Annotated in this window: 17 protein-coding genes; 11 read left to right on the forward strand and 6 right to left on the reverse strand. The window is 73.3% G+C overall.

Features of this window, described 5'->3' with window-relative positions; genetic code table 11:
- Positions 1-43: 43 nt before the first annotated feature.
- Entirely contained in the window at positions 44-904 is an 861-nt protein-coding gene (locus tag EDF21_RS15225) for a phosphatase PAP2 family protein (protein WP_148053721.1), read from the forward strand.
- A gap of 21 nt (positions 905-925) precedes the next feature.
- On the opposite strand, the gene EDF21_RS15230 is transcribed toward EDF21_RS15225, so the two are convergent.
- A complete protein-coding gene (locus tag EDF21_RS15230; protein ID WP_123571935.1) occupies positions 926-2,104 on the reverse strand; it encodes a VIT1/CCC1 family protein in 1,179 nt (392 codons plus the stop codon).
- Positions 2,105-2,137: 33 nt separating this feature from the next.
- On the opposite strand from EDF21_RS15230, the gene EDF21_RS15235 reads away from it, so the two are divergent.
- The 3 genes from EDF21_RS15235 (at position 2,138) to EDF21_RS15245 (ending at position 4,039) form a co-directional block, all read left to right on the forward strand.
- Complete coding sequence (locus EDF21_RS15235) at positions 2,138-2,989, forward strand: DUF429 domain-containing protein (protein WP_056047240.1); 852 nt, start codon at positions 2,138-2,140, stop codon at positions 2,987-2,989.
- A 161-nt stretch (positions 2,990-3,150) separates the two neighbouring features.
- Positions 3,151-3,663: a GNAT family N-acetyltransferase gene (locus EDF21_RS15240; protein WP_123572007.1), complete on the forward strand. Its 513-nt coding sequence runs from the start codon at positions 3,151-3,153 to the stop codon at positions 3,661-3,663.
- A 16-nt stretch (positions 3,664-3,679) separates the two neighbouring features.
- Positions 3,680-4,039, forward strand: a complete 360-nt coding sequence (locus tag EDF21_RS15245; protein ID WP_123571936.1) for a hypothetical protein — start codon at positions 3,680-3,682, stop codon at positions 4,037-4,039.
- Positions 4,040-4,350: 311 nt separating this feature from the next.
- On the opposite strand, the gene EDF21_RS15250 is transcribed toward EDF21_RS15245, so the two are convergent.
- Positions 4,351-4,776, reverse strand: coding sequence for a YchJ family protein (locus EDF21_RS15250; protein WP_123571937.1), 426 nt, complete (start codon positions 4,774-4,776; stop codon positions 4,351-4,353).
- A gap of 330 nt (positions 4,777-5,106) precedes the next feature.
- Between EDF21_RS15250 and EDF21_RS15255 the strand changes: the two genes are divergently transcribed.
- The 3 genes from EDF21_RS15255 (at position 5,107) to EDF21_RS15265 (ending at position 7,639) form a co-directional block, all read left to right on the forward strand.
- Positions 5,107-5,502, forward strand: a complete 396-nt coding sequence (locus tag EDF21_RS15255) for a hypothetical protein (RefSeq protein ID WP_123571938.1) — start codon at positions 5,107-5,109, stop codon at positions 5,500-5,502.
- A 175-nt stretch (positions 5,503-5,677) separates the two neighbouring features.
- Positions 5,678-6,550 carry a metallophosphoesterase gene (locus EDF21_RS15260; protein WP_123571939.1) on the forward strand — a complete coding sequence of 291 codons (873 nt, stop codon included), beginning with the start codon at positions 5,678-5,680 and terminating at the stop codon, positions 6,548-6,550.
- A 72-nt stretch (positions 6,551-6,622) separates the two neighbouring features.
- Positions 6,623-7,639, forward strand: coding sequence for an NAD-dependent epimerase/dehydratase family protein (locus tag EDF21_RS15265; protein WP_123571940.1), 1,017 nt, complete (start codon positions 6,623-6,625; stop codon positions 7,637-7,639).
- Between the two features lie 98 nt (positions 7,640-7,737).
- Here EDF21_RS15265 and EDF21_RS15270 read toward each other — a convergent pair whose 3' ends face one another.
- Positions 7,738-8,391 carry an HAD-IA family hydrolase gene (locus tag EDF21_RS15270; protein ID WP_233568539.1) on the reverse strand — a complete coding sequence of 218 codons (654 nt, stop codon included), beginning with the start codon at positions 8,389-8,391 and terminating at the stop codon, positions 7,738-7,740.
- 58 nt (positions 8,392-8,449) lie between these two features.
- Between EDF21_RS15270 and EDF21_RS15275 the strand changes: the two genes are divergently transcribed.
- The 3 genes from EDF21_RS15275 to EDF21_RS15285 all read left to right on the forward strand — a co-directional run bounded on the left by EDF21_RS15275 (position 8,450) and on the right by EDF21_RS15285 (position 10,742).
- A complete protein-coding gene (locus EDF21_RS15275) occupies positions 8,450-8,869 on the forward strand; it encodes a hypothetical protein (protein WP_148053722.1) in 420 nt (139 codons plus the stop codon).
- A 404-nt stretch (positions 8,870-9,273) separates the two neighbouring features.
- Positions 9,274-10,206, forward strand: a complete 933-nt coding sequence (locus tag EDF21_RS15280; protein ID WP_233568540.1) for an aminodeoxychorismate lyase — start codon at positions 9,274-9,276, stop codon at positions 10,204-10,206.
- 266 nt (positions 10,207-10,472) lie between these two features.
- Positions 10,473-10,742: a hypothetical protein gene (locus EDF21_RS15285; RefSeq protein WP_123571943.1), complete on the forward strand. Its 270-nt coding sequence runs from the start codon at positions 10,473-10,475 to the stop codon at positions 10,740-10,742.
- 138 nt (positions 10,743-10,880) lie between these two features.
- Here the strand turns inward: EDF21_RS15285 and glgX are convergent, their stop codons facing one another.
- Positions 10,881-12,938: a glycogen debranching protein GlgX gene (gene glgX / locus EDF21_RS15290; protein WP_123571944.1), complete on the reverse strand. Its 2,058-nt coding sequence runs from the start codon at positions 12,936-12,938 to the stop codon at positions 10,881-10,883.
- Between the two features lie 279 nt (positions 12,939-13,217).
- Here glgX and EDF21_RS15295 point away from each other — a divergent pair, with 279 nt between their 5' ends.
- Positions 13,218-14,246, forward strand: coding sequence for a hypothetical protein (locus tag EDF21_RS15295; protein WP_148053723.1), 1,029 nt, complete (start codon positions 13,218-13,220; stop codon positions 14,244-14,246).
- 105 nt (positions 14,247-14,351) lie between these two features.
- Here the strand turns inward: EDF21_RS15295 and EDF21_RS15300 are convergent, their stop codons facing one another.
- Positions 14,352-16,265 carry an APC family permease gene (locus tag EDF21_RS15300; protein ID WP_123571946.1) on the reverse strand — a complete coding sequence of 638 codons (1,914 nt, stop codon included), beginning with the start codon at positions 16,263-16,265 and terminating at the stop codon, positions 14,352-14,354.
- Positions 16,266-16,462: 197 nt separating this feature from the next.
- Complete coding sequence (locus tag EDF21_RS15305) at positions 16,463-17,260, reverse strand: response regulator (RefSeq protein ID WP_123572009.1); 798 nt, start codon at positions 17,258-17,260, stop codon at positions 16,463-16,465.

Consider the following 17,260-nt stretch of genomic DNA (forward strand, 5'->3'; position numbering starts at 1 on the left):
CGGACCGAGCCTGTTTCCAGGCGACGTGTAGTTAGCTCGTCCGGTGACTGCTCACCCGACCCTCTCGACGACGCCTGCCGTCCGTCGACGGGTCACGGGTCGTTGGGTGGTCGCGTCGTCGGCCTCGCTCGTCGTGCTGGCGGGCGTCTACACGATCGCGGTCCTCACCGAGACCGGCCAGTCGATCGAGGACAGCATCCTCCGCTCGGTCGACGGCACCACGTTGTTGCAGTCCGGGGTCGCGCTCGACGCCATCTCTCCCCCGGCCGTGCTGCTGGTCGTCGCCCTCACGATGGTGGTGGCGTTCCTCCGCCGCCGGCCCGGGTCGGCCGTCCAGGCGGGCGTGCTGATCATCGGCGCCACGGTCACCACCCAGGTGCTCAAGCAGCTCGCGCCCCGTCCCGAGCTGACGGGCGAGCTCTACGGCAACAGCTTCCCCAGCGGGCACGTCACGGTCGCCGTCGCCGCCGTCCTGGCGATCATGACCACCTTCGGCCGGCACGCCCGGCCCCTGTTCTACATGGTCGGTGCGGCGTTCGCGGCCGTCGTCGCCGAGCAGACCGTCGCCTTCGGCTGGCACCGCTGCAGCGACGTCGTCGGCGCCTGCGCCGTGGCCCTGCTCTGGCTCGGCCTCGTCCGCATCGCCGCCGCCCGCCTCTCACGTGACCCTCGCGGCCGCGACGACGTGGGCCCCCGGTCGCACGGGGCCACCTCGGTGGTGCTCGGCCTCGCCTTGGTCGTCTGCCTCACCCTGTCGGGCGCGATCTGGAGCATCGGCATCGGCTCCGACATGAGCCTCACGACCTCGACCGGCCAAGGGGTGCTGATGGGCGCGCGCCTCGCCGCGGCCGGCGTCGTCCTCGTCACGTGCTGGATCGCCTGGAAGCTCGACCGCAAGGCCTGACGCGCACGTGGCCCGATCGGCTCAGCCCGCGGCGCCGGTCCCGAACAACAGCCCCAGCAGGTAGGTCACGGCGGCCGCCCCGAACCCGATGCCGAGCTGGCGCAGCGCCCGCCTGACCGGGCTCGCCCCCGACAGCAACCCGACGACGGCGCCCGTGCCGAGCAGCGCGACGCCGACCAACGCCGACGCCACGACGACCGCCACGAGCCCGGACAGCCCGAACAGGTAGGGCAGCACGGCGATCACGGCCCCGGACGCGAAGAAGCAGAAGCTCGAGGCGGCAGCGCCGAAGGCCGTGCCGAGGGTCTCGTGGGTGGCGGGCTCGTCGGCCGAGCGCGCCTCCTGGTCCGGGGCGTCCGCCCAGCCAGCCGTGGCGGCGCCCGGCGCGGCCCCCGCAGGAGGCGCGCTCGGCGACGAGGCCCCTCGCCCCGCGCCCGCGAGCACCTCCCGCGCGTGGGCCTCGGCCTCGACGGGCGACATGCCCCGTGCCCGGTAGACCAGCGCCAGCTCGTTCGCGTCGACGTCGAGGTCGGGCAGCACGTGTCGCGCCGCCGGGTCGGGGGTGGAGGCGTCGAGCAGCTCGCGCTGCGACCGCACCGAGACGTACTCGCCCGCACCCATCGACAACGCCCCGGCGAGCAGACCCGACAGCCCGGTCAGCAGCACCACGTGGTTCGCGACGCCCGAGGCGCTGATGCCGAGCACGAGCGCCAGGTTGCTGACCAGGCCGTCGTTCGCCCCGAACACGGCCGCGCGGAACGACCCCGACAAGCGGTTGCGTCCGCGCTCGGCCAGGCCGCGCACGACCTCGCCGTGGATGCGTTCGTCGGCGGCCATCGCGTCGGTGGCGTCGGCGTCGGTCGCGTACGGCGACCGCGCCTCCGCGCTCTGCACGAGGGCCAGCACGAAGATCGAGCCGAAACGCCGGGCGAGCACCCCGAGCACGCGGGTGCGCAGGTCGGTGCGGGCCGGACGCCCGACGTCGGCGCCGAGCAGGTCCACCCAGTGCTGCGCGTGGCGGCCCTCGGCGTCGGCCAGGGCGACGAGGATCGCACGCTCCTCGCCGTCCCGGCGGCGGGCGAGGTCGCGGTAGGTCGACTCCTCGGCGCGCTCGTCGGCGAGGTAACGCCGCCAGCGACGCAGGTCGGCGGGGGTGCGGGTGCTCGTGCCGCCGCTGGTGCGGGTGCTGCTCGTGGGCATGGGGACAGTATCGGCCGCGAGTACGGTCGAGCGGTGACCACACCCCGGCCCCGCTACCTCGGCGTCGACCTCGCCTGGCGCGACTCGACGCCCGAGCGCCCCGCGAACGAGACCGGCCTGGCCGTGATCGACGCCGACGGCACGGTGCTCGACGCCGGCTGGGCGCGCGGCGTCGACGAGGTCGAGGCCTGGGTCCGACGCTGGTCGACGCCCGGCTCGGTCGTCGCGGTCGACGCCCCCGTGCTCGTGCCGAACGCCACGGGCATGCGGGCGAGCGAACGCCTCGTGGCGCGTGCCTACGGTCGCTGGCACGTGTCGGCCAACGCGAGCAGCGCCTCCCTGCCCTGGCTCGGCGGGCGCACCCTCGGCGAGCGCCTCGAGCGTGCCGGCGGCGTCTACGACGACGGCGTCGTGCCGGTGGCGGCCGACGCGGTGGGGCACTTCGAGTGCTACCCGTACACGACGCTCGTCGGCATGACCGAGCTCGCCTACGACGACAAGCGTCCCCGCTACAAGCGACCCGACCTCACCCTGCCGAAGGAGGCGCGGCGCGAGGCCCGCGCGGCGGCCTGCGACGAGCTGCTGCGTCGGCTGGGCGGGCTCGCCCGGGCCGAGGTGCCGTTGCGCCTCGACTCGCACCCGGTGTCGGCGGCGCTGCTCGAGGAGCCCTCGCCGCTGGTCGACCGGGCCTACAAACACCGCGAGGACCTGCTCGACGCACTGGTCTGCGCCTGGACGGCGGCGCTCCGCGCGCGGACGCCCGAGCGCCTGCAGGTGCTCGGCGTCGACACCGAGCCGGACGACCGCGGGAGGCGCGCGACGCTGATCTCACCGGCCCGCCCCGAGCAGCGCCTCGGCCCCGCCCCCGTGGCGCGGGTCGGCTGAGGGCCGCACCGCGCCTCCTGACGCGACGACCCCGGGGCGGGTCGGCGTCGGGACGCGACCCGCGCCTCCTGACGTGACGACCCCGGGGCCCGACCCGGCGTCGGGACGCGACCCGCGCCTCCTGCACCCGCCGCGTCCCGCCCGTGTGGCAGGGTGGCGGCATGCCCGCACGACCCGTGACCGTCCGCCGCACGACCGCCGACGACTGGCAGCGCGTCCGCGACCTGCGCCTCGCGATGCTCGCGGACACGCCGATCGCCTACGGCGAGACGCTCGCCGTCGCCCGTCGTCACGCCGAGGCCGAGTGGCGGATGCGCGGGGCCCGGGGCGAGGCCGAGCACGGCACCTCGCTGGTCGCGATCGACGACGGGACGGGCGACTGGGTCGGCGCCATGGGCGGCTTCCTGCAGTCGGCGGGGCAGCCCCTGCTGGTCGGCGTGTACGTCGCCCCGAGCCATCGAGGGCGCTCGGCCGGGGTCACCGACCTGCTGCTCGACGGCGTCGAGACGTGGGCCGCGACCGAGGGCGACACCCTGCGCCTGCACGTCCACGAGCAGAACGAGCGGGCCATCGCGTTCTACCGTCGACGCGGGTACGAACCGACCGGACACACGAACCCCTACGCCCTCGACCCCACCGCGCGCGAGCTCGAGATGCTCGCGCCGCTGCGCTGACCGCCGCACCCGTCCGGTGGCGAGCACGCACGACGTCTTCCTCGAGGGCGCACACGACGAGTCGCGACACCTCGTCGAGCAGACCCTGATCGATCACGGCTTCACCCTGTCGCTGGTGTCGGACGGCAGCACCCGGGCCGTCCGGGGCACGCTGGCCTCCACCCTCGCGCTGCGCGCCTTCGCCGGGCGGGCGCAGTTGCTGACCCTCGGCGTGCAGTGGTTCGTGGACGACCGGGGACGCCTCGTGGTGCGGGTCGTGCACGAGCCGGTCCTGTCGGTGCTCGGCGGCCCGGTCGGCGTCGTCCGGGCGCAGCGGGCCGTCGGCGAGGTGGTCCGGGCACTCGAGGCGGTCGCCCTCGCACGCCGCGCCCCGTGACGGATGCGACCCGCGCGCGTCCTGTCCCCCGAAACACGCGTCTCGACGCCCTGCCTGTGAGGAGCGTCCACGTCTGAACCGCACCATCTCGTGCGGCCTAGCGTTCGTCGAGATGGAGGGCGCGAGCCCTGCATCGGTGTCGTCCGGACCGTGGGTCCCTGCCCGTGAAGCTCTCCCTGCGGCCCGGCGGCGTCACGGAGAGGATGCCGGGCCCGACGGACCCGCCGTCCTCTTCGTGACGCCCGATGCCGACGTCTCGCCTCCGCCCTGCCGGCCCCGGCAAGGCCCGAGCGTGCTCGGAGCGCCTCTGGTCAGCCCGAGATCCCGTCGACGTAGAGCCACCGCCGGTCGACCCGGGCGAACCGGCTGACCTCGTGCTGCGTCCCCACGCCGTCGTCGTCGCGGAAGTGCGCCTCGAACTCCACCGTCCCCTCGTCGTCGAACGGTCCGCCCGCCTGCGTCCGCACGACGTCGAGCCGGAACCAGCGCGTGCCCGGATCGACCTCGAGCGTCGCGGGCCGCGTCGTCGGGTGCCACGTCTCGATCAGGTAGGAGGCGCGGGCGAGCACGAACGCCGAGTACCGCGAGCGCATCAACCGTTCCGCCGTCGGGGCGGGCGTCGTGCCCCGGTGCAGCGGCCCGCAGCACGATCCGTAGGTCTCGCCGCTGAGGCAGGGGCACCGGGCCGAGTCGTCGAGGTCGCGGCCGGAGCCGGCGGCGGGGGCAGCAGGAAGCATCGGGCCATTCTCCGGCACGCCCCGGCGCCGCGTCTCCGGACCCGCCTCGCGCCCGCCCCCCTCCTCTTCGCCCCGTCCCCGCGCCTCCTCTCGGCCGCGTCGGGAACTCCTGCCTCACGTCACCACCCACCCGCGCCACGCCCACCCCCACGACCCGACGCCGCACCAGCCAGGACTTGCCGACACCGACCACGCCTGCCAGTCGGCCCGAGCTACACCGTGGGCGGGCACCGGGTACACCCGGTCGGCTCCCCAGTCCGGGTCGCACCCCAAGGGGCCGCCCCCGCACTGGGCGTCGCGCTCCACGCCACGACCTGCCACGGTGATGCCGTGACGAACTCGCCGACCTCCACCTCGCACCCCGTCCACGAGCAAGAGCTCGTGTTCGCGCACGTGCGCGCGGTGCTGAGCGCGGCGGAAGCCGGTCCCGTCCTCCCCCGACTGTCCCGGCGCAGGACCGCACGGGCCCTGGCGTCGGCCGGTTTCAGCACCCTGACCGGCGAACCCGTCCGGGCGTCCGCCCTCAAGCACGACGGGACGCAGTTCTTCGACCGCTCCGAGACCGTCCTGGTCGAGTCGCTCAACAGCGGGCGACGGTTCTACGGCCTGTTCGTCGAACCGACCTCCCCGACCCACGAGGACTGGGCGACCGTCACCGACATGTTCGCCGAGCTCGGGCGTCGCGTGCACGGCCGCCTCGCCCCCGCCGACCAGTTCCGCGGCTGAGCCCTCCCGCCACACGCGAGGTCGCACCACGGTTGCGTCGTCGAACCACCCCCGTGCGTGGTTCGACGCCACGTGCGTGGTGCGACCCGACCGCCCGAGCCGCCCGAGGCGCCCGGGCTGCCCCGGCACCCCGGGCCACGCGCACGCGCCGCCCCGCACCCGGTAGCGTCGCGGCATGCACGCCCTGCCGCCCGGAGCCCTCCGCATCGTCCACCTCAGCGACGCCCACCTGCTCGCCGACGGTGCCCTGCACCAGGGTGTCGTCGACACGACCGAGGCCCTCGACCTCGTGCTGGCGGAGGCCGCGCGGGTCGAGGGGGTGCGACTGCTGGTGGGGTCGGGTGACCTGTCGGACGACGGGACCCGCTCCTCCTACCGGCACCTCCGCGAACGCACCGACGCCTGGGCCCGAGCGGCCGGTGCCGAGGTGGTGCTCGTGCCGGGCAACCACGACCTGCGCGAGTCCTTCGCCGAGGTGCTCGGCGGCGACCCGGCGAGGCCGCTCGACCTCGTGCGCGACGTCGACGGCTGGCGGGTGGTCGGGCTCGACACCTCCGTGCCCGGGGCCGGCTACGGACTGCTGCGACCCGAGCAGCTCGCCTGGTTGCGCGACGAGCTCGCGACGCCCGCCGCGCGGGGCACCGTGCTCGTGCTGCACCACCCGCCGATCGCGGCGCCGACGACCCTGCACGAGTCGCTCGCCCTGCAGGACCCGGAGGCGCTGGCCGCGGTCCTCGAGGCGTCGGACGTCCGCGTCGTCCTCGCCGGGCACTACCACCACCACGTCGTCGGCCACCTCGCGGGCGTCCCCGTGGTGGTCGCGCCCGGGGTGGCGAACGACACGGACGTGCTGGCGACCGTCGGCACGGAGCGGGCCGTGCGCGGCTCGGGCTTCGCCGTGGTCGAGGTGGCGGCCGACGGGTCGGTGCGCTCGACCGTCGTGCGCGCGCACGACCCGCGCGACGGCGACGAGGTCTTCGTGCTCGACGAGGCCGCCGTCGCCCGCATCGCCGCCGAGGCCGGACCGTCGCCCAGCGGCCGCGCGTAGGCTCGGGGCAGGCCTGCCGCCCACCCGGGGTCGGCACCTGGCCGATCGTCGAGTCGTGAAAGTGAGACCCCCATGCGCGTGGTCGTCGTCGGAGCCACGGGCAACCTGGGCACCGCCCTGCTCACCCGTCTGCAGGCCGAACCCGAGGTGACCTCCCTCGTCGGCGTCGCCCGCCGGGGGCCGCGCATGGCGACGCCGCCGTACGGCGAGGTGACCTGGTTCTCGATCGACGTCGGGGCCGACGACTCACCCGTGGCCCTCGAGCGGGCGTTCGCCGGGGCCGACGCCGTCGTGCACCTCGGCTGGGCCCTGCAGCCGAGCCACCACAAGGCCGTCATGTACCGCACGAACGTGCTCGGCACGTCGCACGTCCTCGACGCCGCCGCCCGGGCCGGCGTGCCGCACGTGCTCGTCGCGTCGTCGGTCGGCGCCTACTCGCGGGGCCCCAAGGGGCGACGGGTCGACGAGACCTACAAGACCAGGGGCGTCCGCCGCTCGAGCTACTCGAAGCACAAGTCGATCAACGAGCGCGTCATGGACGCCTTCGTCGAGCAGCACCCCGAGGTCACGCTGACCCGCATGCGCCCGGGCCTCGTGTTCCAGGCCTCCGCGGCGAGCGAGATCGTGGGACTCTTCGCCGGACGCTGGGTGCCCACCCGCTGGATGCAGCGCGTGCGCCCCCCGTTCATCCCGCTCGCCCCGCGCTTCGTGTCGCAGGTCGTGCACGCGAGCGACGTCGCGGACGCGTTCTGGCGGGCCATCGACCGCCGCGCCGGTGGGGCGTTCAACCTCGCCGCCGAACCCGTGGTCGACCCCGACCGCATCGCCCGGGCCTTCGACTCCCGCCTGCTGCCCGTGCCCTACCGCCTGTTGCGCGCCGTCGTCCAGCTCACCTGGCTGGCCCGCCTGCAGCCGACCGAGCCGGGCTGGCTCGACATCGCGGCCAAGATCCCGGTCATGTCGACCGAGAAGGCCCGAGACGTCCTCGGTTGGACGCCCCGTCACACCTCGGACGAGACCCTGCGCGAGTTCGCCCACGCCCTCGCCCACCGGACCAACCACGAGGGGTCGCACCCGCTGCACGGCTGAGCGGCGGGCCCCAGCTCGAACCGCGAGGCCGGGCCCGCGCCCGCGCCCGCGCGAGCCGCGCGCCCGTGCCACCTGCCAGCCCGCGCGAGCTCCAGGCCCTACGGCAGCGTGAGCTCGAGCAGCCCGTCGGCCCGCACGGTCACCGACACGTCCTCGTACCCGGCGACGCGCGGCAGCCCGTCGGCCGCCGGCCCGTCGTGGTCGCCCACGACCACGACCGAGGCTCCGGAGGCGCGGGCGGCCTCGAGCCCCGCCGCGGCGTCCTCGAAGACGACGACCTCGCCCGGGTCGACGCCGAGCAGCTCGGCAGCCAGCAGGTAACCGTCCGGGGCCGGCTTGCCCACGGCCACCTGCTCGGACGCCAGCACGACCGCCGGCCAGGGCACACCCGCCTCGGCCATCCTCGACCGCGCCAGCTCGTGGTTCGCGCTCGTCACGAGGGCCACCCGGTCACCCGGCAGGCTCGCCACGAAGGCGGCGGCGCCCGGGATCTCGACGGTCCCGTCCCGGGTGCCGGCCTCGACCGCCTGCAGCCCGTCGGTGAGGGACCGTGCCTCGTCCTCGGGCAGCCGGGGCAGGAACCGCGTGACGGTGTCGTGGGTCTGACGGCCGTGCGCGAACGCCAGCAACTCGACGACGTCGAGCTGGTGGTCGGCCGCGAAGTCGCCCCAGATGCGTTCGACCAGGGCGGTCGAGTCGACGAGCGTGCCGTCCATGTCGAACACGATCGCGCGGCAGGTGAGGGTCGTCATCGCCACAGTCTGCCCCGGCGCACATGCGGCACGCACCCCCACGGCGTACCGTGCCCGCATGCACGAAGACGAGCAGGACACGAAGACCGGCACCACCACGGGCGACGCCACGACGGCCACGGACGGCGTCGGCTACGCAGGCACCGCCGAGACCGCACCGGACCGTCGCGACGCCGACGACCCGACCGCGGACTTCCCGCGGAGCGAGGCGACCACCGCCGAGATGCAGCGGTCGGCGACGGAGGACTCCCCCGCCGTGGACTCCGACACCGACCTGGACGCGGTCCAGGCCCTGCCCGGTGAGGGCGGGCCGGACGACGGCGGCGACATCGAGGTCGACCCCGACGACCTCAACCTCTCGGGCGACTCGATCCCCGGCCACCCCAAGCCCGGCGAGCCCGATCCCGCCGACGCGCCCTCGGGTGACGGCGCCGCGCCGTCGCACCCGAAGCCCGGGCCGCCCCGGCCCCGCGGCTGACGCCTCCCGGACCGACCACGAAGGGCCGCACCGTCTCGACGGTGCGGCCCTTCGACGTGCGCGCCGTGGCGCGGGTGGTCCTACGTGTGTGGTGTGGTGCCGGGCGGGCCGCCCCGTGAAGAAGCTCCCGGCCCACCGGGCACCACGCGCCCACCGTGGGCGGGCTCGCTCACGGTACCGCTGCAGTCTGGGCGGGCAAAGAGCACCCTGCCAGGAAAACGCCTGTTCAGCGCCCGGAATTAGCTAGACGCACTAGTCACCGTGGCGAGCGGGTGCCCGATGCGCACCTCCGAGCAGCCATCGGGCCGATCGAGATCCCGTGGACGTCTAACCTCTCGACGACGAGTGATTCTCCACAGCCTGTCCACAAAGCGAAAACCCGCGCCCGAGGTACGGTCGAGGGCGTGACCGACCTCGCCGCAGACGCCTCCCCCACGACCGACACCGCGCCTCCTGCCCCCGTGCTCGTGGTGATCGACCGGGCCCGGGCCGGCGCCCGAGGCGATGGTCCCGGGTGGCACCTCGCCGACGCGGCGGAGCCGACCGTGAACGTCGTCGACCTGGGCGTGACCCGCGGCGACGGCATCTTCGAGGCGTTCGGCGTCGTCGACGGAGCCGTGCAGGCGCTCGAGCCGCACCTGACCCGCCTGGCACGGTCGGCGGCCCTGCTCGACCTGCCCGTCCTCGACCTCGACCTGATCCGCGAGGCGGTGCTCGCCTCGGCCGCCGCCCACGCGCCCGTCCCGTTCGCGTTGACCAAGCTCATCGTGACGCGCGGCCTCGAGGGCGTGCCCGACAGCGAGCCGACCGCGTGGGCCCGGACCGAGGTCTACGAGGACCACGCCGTCGAGCGCCGCGACGGCATCCGCGTCGTGGCGCTCGACCGCGGCTACCGGCACGACGTCGCGACGACCTCGCCGTGGCTGCTGCAGGGCGCCAAGACGCTCTCGTACGCCGTGAACAAGAGCGTGCTGCGCGAGGCCGCCCGCCGGGGCGCCGACGACGTCCTCTTCGTCAGCAGCGACGGGTACGCGCTCGAGGGGCCGTCGGCCTCGCTCGTCGCGCATTTCGGCGACCGCTTCGTCACCCCGCGCACCGACCAGGGCATCCTCGAGGGCACGACCCAGGCGGCCGTGTTCGAGGCCCTGACGGACCTCGGCCACGAGACCGCGTACGAGCTGCTGCCGCTCACCCGCGTGCACGAGGCGGACGCCCTGTGGCTGCTGTCGAGCGGGCGTCAGATCGCACCCGTGTCGGACCTCGACGGCCGGCCGTTCGCGATCGACCACGAGCTGACGACGTCGCTGGTCGAGGCGCTCTGGGCCCGTCGCACCTGAGCCCCCGCCGTTCGAACAGATGTCCACCTTGCGAACGATGTGTCGGGCGATGGTGGCGATCACCCGGTGACCTGCGAGAGTCGGGAACGCGTCGATTCACGGCGACGCGACCCGCATCACCCCGTTCCGCACGCGGTCGCAGGGCCGCAGAGATGAGCTGAACACATGAACATCGTCCACGCCTCCGGGCACCACCCCCTCGCGCACGACCTGGCTCCCACCGAGCCGATCGACATCAGCGCACTCCTCCTGGCCGAGGCCGCGGCATGAGCGCCGCCGACCTCGCCCGCCTCAGCCACGACCAGCTCGTGGCGCACGTCCGTCGCTCCGTCGACGTGACCGGCCACTACGCCGCCGACCAGCGGGTGCCCGCCGCTCGCATCGAGGTCTACCCCAAGCGTCGACCCGCCGGTCGAGCCCACCGGTCGCCGGTCGACCACGGGCCCGTCGTCTGCGGCACCGTCGTCGACATCACGCCGGGACCGAGCTACGCCGACTTCTTCGCCCCCGAGGCGCAGCAGCTCGCCACCGCCTGATCCCCGTTCGGCCTCGGCCGACCCACACGACGACCGCCGTCCCCTCGGGGCGGCGGTCTTTCGCGTTCCCGGGGGACGCAGGAGGCGCGGTGCCGATCCCGAGGACCGGCACCGCACCTCCTGCGCTCGCCCCTCCGCCTAGGAGGCGCGGCTCCGCAGCAGCGTGAAGCTCGCGTCGCGCACGAGCAGCGTCGTGACGGCGCCCTCGACCTGCTGGCCGGGGTCGCTCGACGCGGCGAGCTCCCACTCGCCGTGGGGGGCGTCGGGCACGTTGAACTCGACGACCGCCGTCGAACCGTTGACGAGGTAGGCGAACGCGTCGGCGTCCTTGTGGGTCAGCACGAAGGTGATCGCCTTGTTCTCGCCCTGCTGCCAGTCACCGCTCGAGAACGAGTGGTCGTCGGCACGGCGGACCTGCACGTGGTCGTCGCTCTCGACCTCGGGGGCGTACCGGAACCAGTCGGGCCGCAGCGCCGGGTTCTCGCGACGCAGCGTGATCAGCTCGGTCGTGAAGGCGAGCAGGTCACGGTCGGCGCGCTCCCAGTCGAACCACGAGATCTCGCTGTCCTGGCAGTAGGCGTTGTTGTTGCCGCCCTGGCTGCGGGCGATCTCGTCGCCGCCGAGGATCATCGGCACGCCCGCGCTGAGCAACAGCGTGCCGAGGAAGTTGCGACGCTGGCGGTCGCGGTACTCGTTGACCGCGGGGTCGTCGGTCGGGCCCTCGGCACCGCCGTTGAACGACTTGTTGTCGCTCTCGCCGTCCTGGCTGTCCTCGCCGTTCTCCTCGTTGTGCTTCTCGGCGTAGCTCGTCAGGTCGGCGAGGGTGAAGCCGTCGTGCGCGGTGACGAAGTTGACGCTCGACAGCGGCGAGCGACGGTCGCCCTCGTAGACGTCGGGGCTGCCGAGCACGCGGTCCGAGAACGTCGAGAGGACGCCGGGCTCGCCGTTCCAGAACTCGCGCACGTCGTCGCGGAACTTGCCGTTCCACTCCGACCAGTCGGCCGGGAAGCCGCCGACCTGGTAGCCGGCGGTGTCCCAGGGCTCGGCGATCATCTTGACGCTCTGCAGCACCGGGTCCTGGTGGATCAGCGTGAGGAACGCGCTGTGCTCGCTGGCCTCGCCGCCCTGACGGGTGAGGGTCGTGGCGAGGTCGAAGCGGAAGCCGTCGACGTGCATCTCGGTGACCCAGTAGCGCAGGCTGTCCATGATCAGGCCGAGCGCCGCCGGGTGGCTGACGTTCAGGCTGTTGCCGGTGCCGGTCGTGTCGAAGTAGTTGCCCTCGTCGCCCTCGACCAGTCGGTAGTAGGCGGCGTTGTCGATGCCCTTGAACGAGATGGTCGGGCCCATGTGGTTGCCCTCGGCCGTGTGGTTGTAGACGACGTCCATCCACACCTCGAGGCCCGCGGCGTGGAGGTCCTTGACCATCTGCTTGAACTCGGCGACCTGGCCGCCGGCCGTGCCCGCGGCCTTCGAGGCGTACTCGTCGTGCGGGGCGAAGAAGCCGATCGAGTTGTAGCCCCAGTAGTTGCGGAGGCCCTTCTCCTCGAGGTGGCTGTCCTGCACGAACTGGTGCGTCGGCAGCAGCTCGACGGCGGTGACGCCCAGGTCGGTGAAGTGCTTGATCGCGGCGGGGTGCCCCATGCCGGCGTAGGTGCCCCGGATGTCCTCGGGGACGTCGGGGTGCGTCTGCGTGAAGCCCTTGACGTGCACCTCGTAGACGACCGTGTCCTCCATCGGCGTGAGCGGACGCTGGTCGTCGCCCCAGTCGAAGTCGCGGTCGGCGATGACGTTGCGGGGCCTGGCCGCGGCGGAGTCGGACTCGTCCATCGTCTCGGGCTCGTCCATGTCGTGCCCGAAGACGGCCTGACCCCAGTCGAACGTGCCGTCGAGGGCCGTCGCGTACGGGTCGAGCAGCAGCTTGTGCTCGTTGTGGCGGAGGCCGGCGGCCGGGTTCCAGGGGCCTGCGACACGGAGGCCGTAGCGGGAGCCGACCCGCGCCTCCTCGACCACGGCGTGGAAGACGTGGCCGGTGCGGTTCGTCAGCTCGAAGCGGCGCTCGGTGCCGCCGTCGGCCTCGTCGTCGAACAGGCAGAACCAGACGTGGTCGGCGGTCTCGGAGTACACCGCGACGTGGGCGCCGCCGTCGGGCAGGGGCGTCACGCCGAGGGGGTAGGGCAGGGAGCGGGAGTCGTTCATGCTCCCAGCAGTACAGGAGGAGCGCCGCCGGCGGCCAAGCTGAGCGCCGTACCCCGCCGAGGCGTCCCGCCCGCCCGGCCCGCGCCTCCCCGCCCATGCACCCCGTTTCGAACCATGCACCCAGAAGCTTCCGGGTGCATGGTTCGAAAACGGGCACATCATTGGTCCACATGCTTCCTGCTCAGCGTGAGTCCACGGCGGGTTCTCCACCGTCCAGGAGGCGCGGGACACGCCGAGGAAGGCGCACGACACGATGGCCCGGTGCCGCACACCGAACCGATGACGTGTGAGCTGCGATTCACGGCGACCCACGGCGACGGCGCACCCGAGACGATCGCCCTCCGTGCGGGCGTGGCGGACGGCTCCCTCGTCCGCATCCACCGCGGGGTCTACGCGCAGGCGTCCTGTTGGGCTCGACTGGACTCCCGCGGGCGACACGTCCTCCGCACGAGAGGGATGGTGGCCGGCGCGGCTCGCGACTGCGTGGTCTCGCACGTCTCTGCAGTCGCCGTGCACGACCTCCCGCGCGTCTCGGACGAGTTCGACCACGCCGTCACCGTCATCGACGGCCGCCGAGTCTCGACGAAGACGTCCCCGCACCTCCTTCGACGACCGGGGAACGTGCCGGCCGACGATCTCGTGCGTCTCGGCGAATTGTCGGTCACCGGGCTCAGGCGGACGGCCGTCGACGTCGCCGGAACGACCAGCTTCGCCGATGCCGTCCTGTGCGCGGACGCGGCCCTCCGCCGACTCGTCCTGCCCGACGGGCACCGGACGGGCGCGTCGGTGACCGCCGCCGTCCTCCGCGAACGTGAGGCCTTGCTCGGCAGGCTCGGCCCCACCACCCACCCGGGTGGTCGCGCTGCGCGGCGAGCACTCCAGTTCGCCTCACCCTTCGCTGAGAACGGCGGAGAATCGCTGCTCCGCATCGTCCTGTTCGAACTCGGCCTCTCGAATGTCGAGCTGCAACGGGGATTCCGCCTCGCGGACGGGCGCACCGCACGGTGCGACGCCTTCCTGGCCGCCGACGGTGTGGCCGTCGAGTTCAACGGCTTCGTGAAGTTGACCGATCCCCGCATGCTCGCCGGCCGGACGCCCGCCGAGGTGATCCGCGACCGGACGCGACGTGATCGAGCCCTGTGCCAGCTGCCCGAGGTGCACGCCGTGGTCAACTGCGAGTTCCTCGATCTCGTGGTGCCCGCGCGACTCGCCGGCCTGCTCGGCGACGCCGACGTGCGACTCGACCCACGCCGTGTCACGGCCGCCGCGCGCGAAGCCGCTCGTCGCTTCCGCGGTGACGCCTCATGAACCCGGTTTCGAACCATGCACCCAGAAGCTTCTGGGTGCATGGTTCGAAACCGGGTGCGACGTGGGTCGGGTGGGGGTCCGGGGAGGCGGCACGGGCAGGGGCGGCTAGCTGACGTGCACGTCGGGGCGGCGGCTGCGCGAGGGCTCGGCCCGGCGCAGCACCTCGCGGGTCACCGGTGCGACCTCGCCCACCCCGGTCAGGAAGAACCGCCCCATGTTGGACAGCGGGTTGCCCTCGGTCCACTCGAAGTAGATGTCGGGCACGACGCCGGTCTCGTCGCGGATCGCCAGCAGCACGCTGGCCACGGCGTTCGGCACCGCGCCGCTCGTCGTGCGCAGCACGCGGTAGCCGTGCAGCGCGTGCCCCGTCACGACGAGGTCCTCCTCGAAGTTCGACGAGTCCCCCTTGTGCACCTCGAGGAAGATGACCGGCGAGCGCTGCGGGATGCCGCTGTACTTCCGCTCGGCCGTCAGCTTCTTCTTGTAGATCTCGGCGACCTCGCGCCCCGGCTCGTGGGCGATGACGCGGATCGTGCCGTACTCGTCGGCGTCCTCGCGCACGTACGCGAGCGCGGTGTCGTCCAGGGTGACCGAGGTCGCCCGCAGCTGGAACGACCGCTGCACGCGCGAGACGAGCGACACCGCGATGATCCCGATGATGAAGATCGCGGCGATGCGCACGCCGTCGGGACGCTCGACGACGTTGGTGATGGTCGTGTAGACGAACACGAGGGCGACGACGCCGAAGCCGATCGTGCGCTTCCGCTGGCGCGCGCGTCGTGCCGACAGCGTCACGGCCACGGAGGCGCTGGTGATCAACACGAGGACCCCCGTCGCGTAGGCCCCGCCCTGGGCGTCGACGTCCGCCTCGAACACGATGGTGATGACGAAGGCGATCACCGTGAAGACCAGCACGAGGGGACGGACGGCCCGGGCCCACTGCGGCGCCATGCCGTAGCGCGGCAGGTAGCGCGGCACGAGGTTGAGCAGCCCGGCCATGGCCGACGCCCCGGCGAACCACAGGATGCAGATGGTGCTGACGTCGTAGAGCGTGCCGAAGCCGTCGCCGAGGTACTGGTGCGCCAGGAACGCCAGGGCTCGGCCGTTGGCCGACCCGCCGGCCTGGAACTCGGCCTGGGGGATCAAGAGCGTGGTGACGAAGCTCGACAGGATCAGGAACGAGCTCATGATGATCGCGGCCGTGGCGAGCAGGCGACGGGCCCCGCGGATGCGTCCCACCGGCTTGGCCGGGGTGTCGGTCGGGTCGCCGGTGATCTGGGGCATGACGGCCACCCCGGTCTCGAAGCCCGACAGGCCGAGGGCCAGCTTCGGGAAGACGATCAGGGCGATGCCGACCATGACGAACGGGTTGCCGTGCTGCACGGTCAGCGCTTCCCACCAGTTGCCGATGACCACCGGGTTCTCGCCGATGTGGAAGAGCGACACGGCGATGACGACGAGGTTGAGCGTCAGGAAGATCGCGACGAGCACGACCGCGATGCCGATCGCCTCGCGGAAGCCCCGCAGGAAGACGGCGGCGAGCAACGCGACCAACACCAGCGTCAGCGGCACCTCGGCCCCGTGGAACCACGACGGGGCGAACGGGTTCTCGACGGCGTGCGCCGTGGCGTCGGCCGCCGACAGGGTGATGGTGATCATGAAGTCCGTGGCGGCGAAGCCGAGCAGGACGAGGACGAACAGCTTGCCGCCCCACCAGGGCAGCAGGCGCTCGAGCATCGCGATCGAGCCCTCGCCGCGCGGGCTCTCGCGGGCGACGCGGCGGTAGACGGGGAGCGCGCCGAACAGCGTCAGCAGCACCAGCACGATGGTCGCGAGGGGCGAGAGCAGCCCCGCCGCGACGGCCGCGATGGCCGGTTGGTACCCGAGGGTCGAGAAGTAGTCGACGCCGGTCAGGCACATCACCCGCCACCACGAGTGCGTCTTCTCCGGGGTCTCGGCGTGCGGACCCTGGTGCGTCCCGGCGGTCTCGGTGAGGCCGTGCAGCAGCCAGCTCCGCATCCGTCGCGTGGTCGGGTGCGGGGTCGGCGGTGCGACCCTGGCGGGTGACTCGGGCTGCGCGGACACGGGTTCCTCTCGGACGTGCGGGGCGCACCGACCGGGAGGCGGGCACGCGCCCTGCAACGTTAGGCCTCGTGCGCCTCCCGGTGGTGACGTCCAGCGTTAGGAAACCGTGAGGATCCCGACGGCGACCGCGGTCACGCCTCCTCGACGACCTCTGCCCCGGCGTCGGGCACGAAGCGGTAGCCCATGCCGAGCACCGTGACGAGGTGTCGCGGTGCGGCCGGCACGGGTTCGAGCTTCTTGCGGAGTTGCGCGAAGTAGAGCCTCAGGTAACCGGTGTCCTTCGCGTGGAAGGGGCCCCAGACCTCGGTCAGGATGGTCTCGCGCGTGATCAGCTTGTCGGGGCTGTGCAGCAACAGCTCGAGGATCTTCCACTCGGTCGGCGTCAGCCGGACGGCCGTGCCGCCGCTGCCCGCGCCGCTGCCCGCACCCGCGCCGCCGCCCGCACCCGCGGCACCGCCCGCACCTGGGCCGCCGCCCGTGCTGCCGCCCGGACGACGGACCACGGTCTTCGCCGCGAGGTCGACCTGCACGTCGCCGAACGTGACCACGGGCTGCTCGTCGTCGGTGCCCGACGGCAACCGGCGGGTCTGCGCCCGGATGCGGGCGAGCAGCTCGTCCATCGAGAAGGGCTTCGTGACGTAGTCGTCGGCGCCCGCGTCCAACGCCTCGACCTTGTCGGCGGCGTCGGTGCGGCCCGACACGACGAGGATCGGCACGGTCGACCAGCCGCGCAGGCCGGTGATCACCTCGACCCCGTCGAGGTGGGGCATGCCGAGGTCGAGCATGACGAGGTCGGGGTGCCGGCTCGCCGCGAGGTCGAGCGCCTCCCGCCCGTCGGCGGCCGTGACGACGTCGTAGCCGCGCGCCCCGAGGGTCACCTTGAGCGCCCGCAGGATCTGCGGGTCGTCGTCGGCGATCAGGATCTTCAC

Source organism: Frigoribacterium sp. PhB118 (assembly GCF_003751725.1).
Taxonomy (GTDB): Bacteria; Actinomycetota; Actinomycetes; order Actinomycetales; family Microbacteriaceae; genus Frigoribacterium.